At 74.1% G+C, this 5,638-nt stretch carries 4 protein-coding genes and 1 pseudogene; all 5 read right to left on the bottom strand.

The annotated features are described in order from the left end of the window. Positions 1-279: 279 nt before the first annotated feature. Positions 280-690, bottom strand: a complete 411-nt coding sequence (locus Q0480_RS14585; protein ID WP_299134010.1) for a hypothetical protein — start codon at positions 688-690, stop codon at positions 280-282. Beyond that, the gene (locus Q0480_RS14580) at positions 641-2,719 is read right to left on the bottom strand and encodes a hypothetical protein (RefSeq protein WP_299134009.1); all 2,079 of its coding nucleotides are present in this window, start codon (positions 2,717-2,719) and stop codon (positions 641-643) included. The genes Q0480_RS14585 and Q0480_RS14580 overlap by 50 nt, the downstream gene beginning before the upstream one ends. Next, positions 2,706-3,833 (bottom strand): hypothetical protein, encoded by a 1,128-nt coding sequence (locus Q0480_RS14575; protein WP_299134008.1) that lies wholly within the window; start codon positions 3,831-3,833, stop codon positions 2,706-2,708. Before Q0480_RS14575 ends, Q0480_RS14580 begins: the two co-directional genes overlap by 14 nt. A gap of 10 nt (positions 3,834-3,843) precedes the next feature. Further along, positions 3,844-4,191 (bottom strand): hypothetical protein, encoded by a 348-nt coding sequence (locus Q0480_RS14570; RefSeq protein ID WP_299134007.1) that lies wholly within the window; start codon positions 4,189-4,191, stop codon positions 3,844-3,846. Between the two features lie 215 nt (positions 4,192-4,406). Beyond that, a pseudogene (locus tag Q0480_RS14565) lies at positions 4,407-5,638 on the bottom strand (hypothetical protein); the annotation flags it as partial.

Raw genomic sequence — 5,638 nt, 5'->3', positions numbered from 1 at the left:
GGGCGCGCGGACCGCGGGCGCGCCACTGGCGCCCCCCAAGAGCGGTCCGCGGAAACATCTCGATCCGAACCGATCAGGAAGCCGTCTCAGGGGCGACGGGATCGCGCAAGGCTTCCGACGCACTGGGGGGCTGAGCCCCGGGTCAGCGAGGGGCGCTTAGAAGGAGGGGGGCCCGCGGTTCGTGGCGGGAGGCGCCAATGCGCGCGCCGCCCGGGGCGTCCGACTTGCGAGGACGGACCGGCCGGCGCGGCGCGGGTCACCGCCGGGCGACGGGCGCGGTCAGAGGACGAGGTCGATGTTCCAGAAGCGGCGAACCTGTTCCTCCCACGCGCTCGCGCCGGGCGCGCTGGCGGGTGGGAGGCGCTCGGCGCGGAAGCCGAAGCGCTCGAAGCCGCTCGTGTCGTCGGCCGACAGGATGACCACCTCGACATCGCGTTCGAGCGCGAAGGCGGCGAGCCGCAGCGCCCGGTCGAAGGCGTCGGCCGGCGACGACGGCACCCGGAGGCCGACCGCGACCGCGTCGGCCCGCTTCATCGCGGTGCCTGGCATCGGCGCCGGCGCGATCTCGGGGAAGAGATCGCGCCCGGGCGGGGTCCGCCGCGGATCAAAGGCGCGGGTCAGATCGTCGATATCCTCCGCGTCAAGCGGGGTAATCCGCGACAGGATCGCGTTCCAGCGTTGCGGGTCCATCGCTTACCTCCTCGATCAGGCGCGCGGCGCGCTCGGTCCCCGGCTCCGGCAGGTCGAGCGCGGCGAGCCGGGTCCGCGCCTCCTCTTCGGCGCCGCCGTCGAGGAACCGGCCGACTTCGCGCTCCAGCGCCATCAGCGCGCCCGGCTCGGCGAGGCCGGCGAGCCCGCGGTCGCGGGCGGCGCGGGCGCGGGCGCGCTGGTCGTCCATGTAGGAGCCGGTCTGCGGCACGAAGACCGCCGGCACCCGGTTGTAGAGCGCCTCGTGGAAGAAATTGTAGCCGGCGGCGCCGACGCAGAAATCCGCCGCCACCGCCAGCGCGCCGGCCGAATGCGTCTTTACCACCCGGCTGCGCCGCCAGCCGAACCAGACCGGCTGCAGCACCGCGGTCGGCCAGACGACGATGAGATGCAGGACGTCCGTCCGCCGTTCCATCATGCCGCAGAGCGCCTGCAGCTGGGCGCCGCGGTCCGCCGCCACGCCGGCGCCGAGCAGCGAGACCACCAGCCGCCGGAACGGCTGGCCGAAGCGGGCGGCGAGCCGGTCGCGCAGGTCGGCGCGCTGCGCCGGGTCGAGCGCCAGCCGCTGCACGATCGGGCCGACCATCCGCAGATGATCGCCGCGAGAGTATGTGGCGTTCAGCTCCTCGAAGGCCTCGCTCGGCACGATCACCCGGTCGAACACCTTCTCGCGGTCGAGCGCCACCGAATTGTCCTGGCTCGCCTGCCAGAGGCCGCGGCGGATCCAGACGCCGCGCAGCCGCTGCTCGAGGATGGTCCGATAGACCGAGTCGAAAACATGGCCGCCATCGAACACCAGCGTTCGCGCGCCGCCCCCGAGCGCGCACAGGCGGACATAGTTGGCAAGGTCGTTCTCGTGGCTCTGCGCATGCTGGCCGCTGCGCGCGATCAGCGGCATCACATCGAACCCATGCGCCTTGACCAGACGCGCGCAGCTCGGGAAGGCGGCGAAGACCGGCGCGGCCCGGGCCGGCGCGAGCGCGCGGGCGATGAGCGCGCAGCGCTGGGCATGGCCGAGGCCGACGCCGTTGGTCGGATAGAAGAGGATGCGCGCCGGTCCGGCGGCGGGCTGGCGCGGCGCGGGCGCCGGCCCGGCTTCGAGCAGGCGCGACAGCGGGCGCGGATCCCGCGCCGCGGCGAAACGCGACGCCCGCGCATGGTCGGTGATCCGCGCGAGGTTCGGCAGGATCTCGTCGGTGACGAAGGGCCCGAGCGCCAGCAGATCCAGCGGCCCGCGGACGAAGGCGTCGCTCGTCCGCGCCGTCGCGTGGTCCGGCGTCGCGTCGATCAGCGCCGCGCCGCCGACCGCGAGATTGGCGATCAGTGCGCGGGCCCGCGGGTTCTGGGCGAAGGGTCCGAAGGCGACGCAGATCTCGACCCGCGCGGCGAGGCTGGCCGGCGTCGCCTCGGCGAACTGGTAGAAGGGGATTTCGGCACCGTGCGCGGCCTGCCATTCCTGCTTGGACTTGCCGTCGGTCAGCACCGCGACCCGGAACCGCGGCGACAGCGCGAGGCCCACCAGCGCCGAGGCCTGCGCGCGTTCGCGCAGGTCGGGCGCCACGAGGAGCAGGCGCGGCAGGGGCGAGATCTCGCGCGGGGTGGCGACGCCGAAATCCCGCCAGTCGCCGCCATCCGCTCCCGACTCCAGGGTCAGCGGATCCTGACCGAAGACATAGGAGAGCCGCGCCTTGACCCCGGTCACCGCCTGCCGCGTCTCGAAGGCGCCGAGTGCGACGACGCGTCGGTCGGCGCCGCCGCGCAGCCTTCGCAGCCGGGTGAGCCGGCCGTCGGTCAGCCGATGGGCGCCGACGATGACCACGGTATCCCGCGGCCCGGGCGGGCCGTCGCGCAGATAGGGCGCGAGCTCGAACTGGACATAGCGCGACAGCCCGTCCGGCACCGCCCGCGCATCGACCGCGGCGGGCAGGCCGGCGGCGGCGAGCTGGGCGACGAACAGCGCGAGGGCGTCGTAGTCCCTCGGCGTCTCGCCCCCGGTCTCACACCAGAACATCGACCCCCGCTCCGCTCCGCTCGAGGCCGGCGCGCACCGTCCGGACGAAGCTCTCCGGCCGGAACCGCGCCAGCGATGCCTGCGCCGCCCGGACGAACGCCTGGTAGCGCCCGGGCTCGGCGATGAACCGCGCGATGATCGCATCGACGTCGCCGCCGTCCGAGGCCACCACCGCCGCGCCGAAGGTCGCCGCCGTGCCCGGATCGGTGATCACCAGCTTGCCGGCGGCGATCGCCTCGGCGATGACACGGCCGAAGCTCTCGCGCCACATCGCATTGGTGAAATAGACGAAGAAATCGATCTCGCCAAGAAAGCTCGCCACCTCGGTCTCGCCAAAGCGCAGCGCCTTCCAGTGGCGCGGTGGGCCCTCCGGATCGTCGAGAAACCCGTCGGCGCCGAGGATGGCACAGATCTCGGCCCCGGCGGGGAAGTGCCGGAGCATGGTGTCGCGGTCCGGAAACTTCTCGAGGCCAGGGCGCGAATGGCGGCCGCGGCGGTCGCGCGGACGGTCGGTCGGCGGCAGGAGATCGAAATCGCAGATGTTCGCCCAGTCGAAATCGGCGAGCCGCCATCGGCTTCCGGCGGCGGCGAGCCAGTCCGCGACTCCGGCGCGGTTCCAGTCCGACACCGGCGCGAGCCAACGCCGGCCGGCGACGAGGCTGTCGTCGATCCGGGAGAGGCAGCCGGCGATGTCGAAACCCTCGGCGCCGTTCGGGCGCAGGAAATTCTCATGCGTCACCACGAAGGCGCGCTGGCAGCTGATCCGGGGCAAGGGCGCGCGCTCGAACTTGAGGCAAGCGGGGTTGTGCAGGACGACGGTGTCGGCACGGATCACCGAAGGCGGCGGGATCATCTCGACGCCGGTGGCGGCCAGCGCCTCGGCGAGCCGGGGATTGACCTCGCGGTCCTTGAACATCGCGGTTTCGAGCGCCACGACCCGCAGGTCGAACGAGGGAGCGAGCGCGCGAATCTCGGCCGCGACCGCCGCCGCCGTGCCGCCGGGAAACCGCGGCTCGACGAGGAGGGTCAACCGCTCCCCCGCGCGCGGCGCCGCCCAGGCGAGCCGCGGGGCGCCTGGTGCCACCGGCTCACCGGGAGCGGCGACCGCGCTCATCGGCGCTCCATCAGTAGATCACCTCGCCCGGCGGTTCCTGCCTGTCCGATGATTCAGGAGGGAGTTGCGACGCCGGCCCGCGCAGCGCGTCGCGCAGGTCGAACTCCAGGCCGAGGAAGCCTGCCATGTCGTCGGATTGGCTCATGAATTCGGCGAGGAGTCTCGCCAGCGGCGTATCCTCGTCCAGAAGCTCCGGATGCAGTTGCAGGAAGGCGCGCAGCGCCTCGACGTCGTTCGTCTCGAGATAGTTCGCGATCTCGCCCAGTTGCTCCGAGGTCGGCACGGCGGCCGCCAGCGGGCTGCCAAGCTGCGCGGCGAGAATCATCGCTGACACCGTGACGGCGACCTTCCGTCTCATTCAACCCCACAGCGGGACCGACGCGCGATCCCCTCATACCCACTCACGAAAAGCCATAGTGCAGGACCGCGCCGGAGAAAAGCCGCGCGGCGGGGCGTAGGCGGGGAAACGCCGCGCTTTGATCGGGCGCCGAGCGAAACCCCGCAGATTGCTGATCTTGCGAGTATAAGTGGCGTGGCGTGGCGTGGCGCGCGCGCCGCTCCGACGCGCTTGCCTCAGCCGCGCGGCATCCGATCCTTCAGCATGCGTTCGACCGCGCGTTCGAGCAGGATGCGTTGCACCGCCTCGGCCTCGGCCTCCTGCTGGCGGGCGACCCGGGGGGTCGTCGCCGGAGCGCGCGCGGCGACGGCGACGGTCTTTCGCCCGGCGGCGGCGGGCGCGGCGGCGGCGGGCGCTTCGCCCGCGAACCAGACCTCGACCAACCCCGAATCCGGTCGCGGGCGAAAGCCCGTGAAGTCGCGGGCCTCGGGCACCGCGCCGGCCGACGGGGCGAGGAGCCTCGCCACGTCGAGCGCCGCCTCGCGGTCGGCCTCGTGGAAATAGCGCACGTTGCTGGTGCCGACCGGGACCCGCCCCGGCACCAGCGTCGCCTCGCCGACGCCGGCGGCGCGCAGCGTGGCAAGCGCCGCGTCGGCCTCGGCGGCGGCGGTCGGCGGGAAATGCACGAAGACGCGCGCCGTTCCCACGGCCGGAGCGGGAGCCCCGGCCAGCGACCCCACGGCCGGAGCGGGAGCTCCGGCCAGCGATGGCGCGACCGCGGGACGGGTCGCGGCGTCGGGCAGCGGCGCCTCGATCCCGGGCGCGGGGGGCGCGGCGGGGGTCCGACCACCGGCGGCGGCGAACCGGGCGAAATTCGGCAGCGCCTCGTGATCCTCCGGCGCGAGACCCGCGAGTTCGATCGGCGCGGCGCCCGTGAAGTCGGGGGCCGCCGCCGGAGCGACGGGCCGCGCGGGCGCCGCCTCGACGAGCGGCGGACTGAGGGCGCCCGGCTCGCCGGCGCGGGGAGCCGCGGTTACGCCGCCGGGTCCGACCGGGGCGGCTCCGGCGTCGGGTGCGAGCGCCGCCGGTCCCTCGTCCATGGTCGTTGGCGCGACGAGCGACACCGCCACCTCGACCGGCGCCGCGACCTCGCGCCCCGGGCTCGGCGCCTCGGCGCTTCGCTGTCCGGGCGCCGAGGGAACCAGCCAGACGGCGATTCCGCCGCCGAGCACACCGGCGAGGAAGATCGCGGCCAGCGAACCGCGGTGGCCGCCAAGGACCGGGCGCGGCTTGGGGACGGGAACCGGACGCGCATCGGCGACCAGCGGCGGCGGCGCCACCGGCCCGGGCGCGGTGCTCTCGGGTGTGAGGCTTTCGGGCGTGAGGCTTTCGGGCGTGAGGCCCGGGCGGGGAGACCTCGCCGCCACCGGCCGGACGACGGTCGCGCCCGGTCCGCGCGGACGGATCG

This window comes from uncultured Amaricoccus sp., from assembly GCF_937891315.1.
GTDB lineage: Bacteria > Pseudomonadota > Alphaproteobacteria > Rhodobacterales > Rhodobacteraceae > Amaricoccus.
Note: the sequence above shows the minus strand (reverse complement) of the source record. Positions and strands in the feature narration are given on the sequence as shown.

Bases quoted from the DNA above. Each gene is read 5' to 3' on its own strand.
- Q0480_RS14580 (WP_299134009.1), bottom strand. From the start codon at position 2,719: ATGTTCTGGTGTGAGACCGGGGGCGAGACGCCGAGGGACTACGACGCC.
- Q0480_RS14575 (WP_299134008.1), bottom strand. From the start codon at position 3,833: ATGAGCGCGGTCGCCGCTCCCGGTGAGCCGGTGGCACCAGGCGCCCCG.
- Q0480_RS14570 (WP_299134007.1), bottom strand. From the start codon at position 4,191: ATGAGACGGAAGGTCGCCGTCACGGTGTCAGCGATGATTCTCGCCGCG.
- Q0480_RS14585 (WP_299134010.1), bottom strand. From the start codon at position 690: ATGGACCCGCAACGCTGGAACGCGATCCTGTCGCGGATTACCCCGCTT.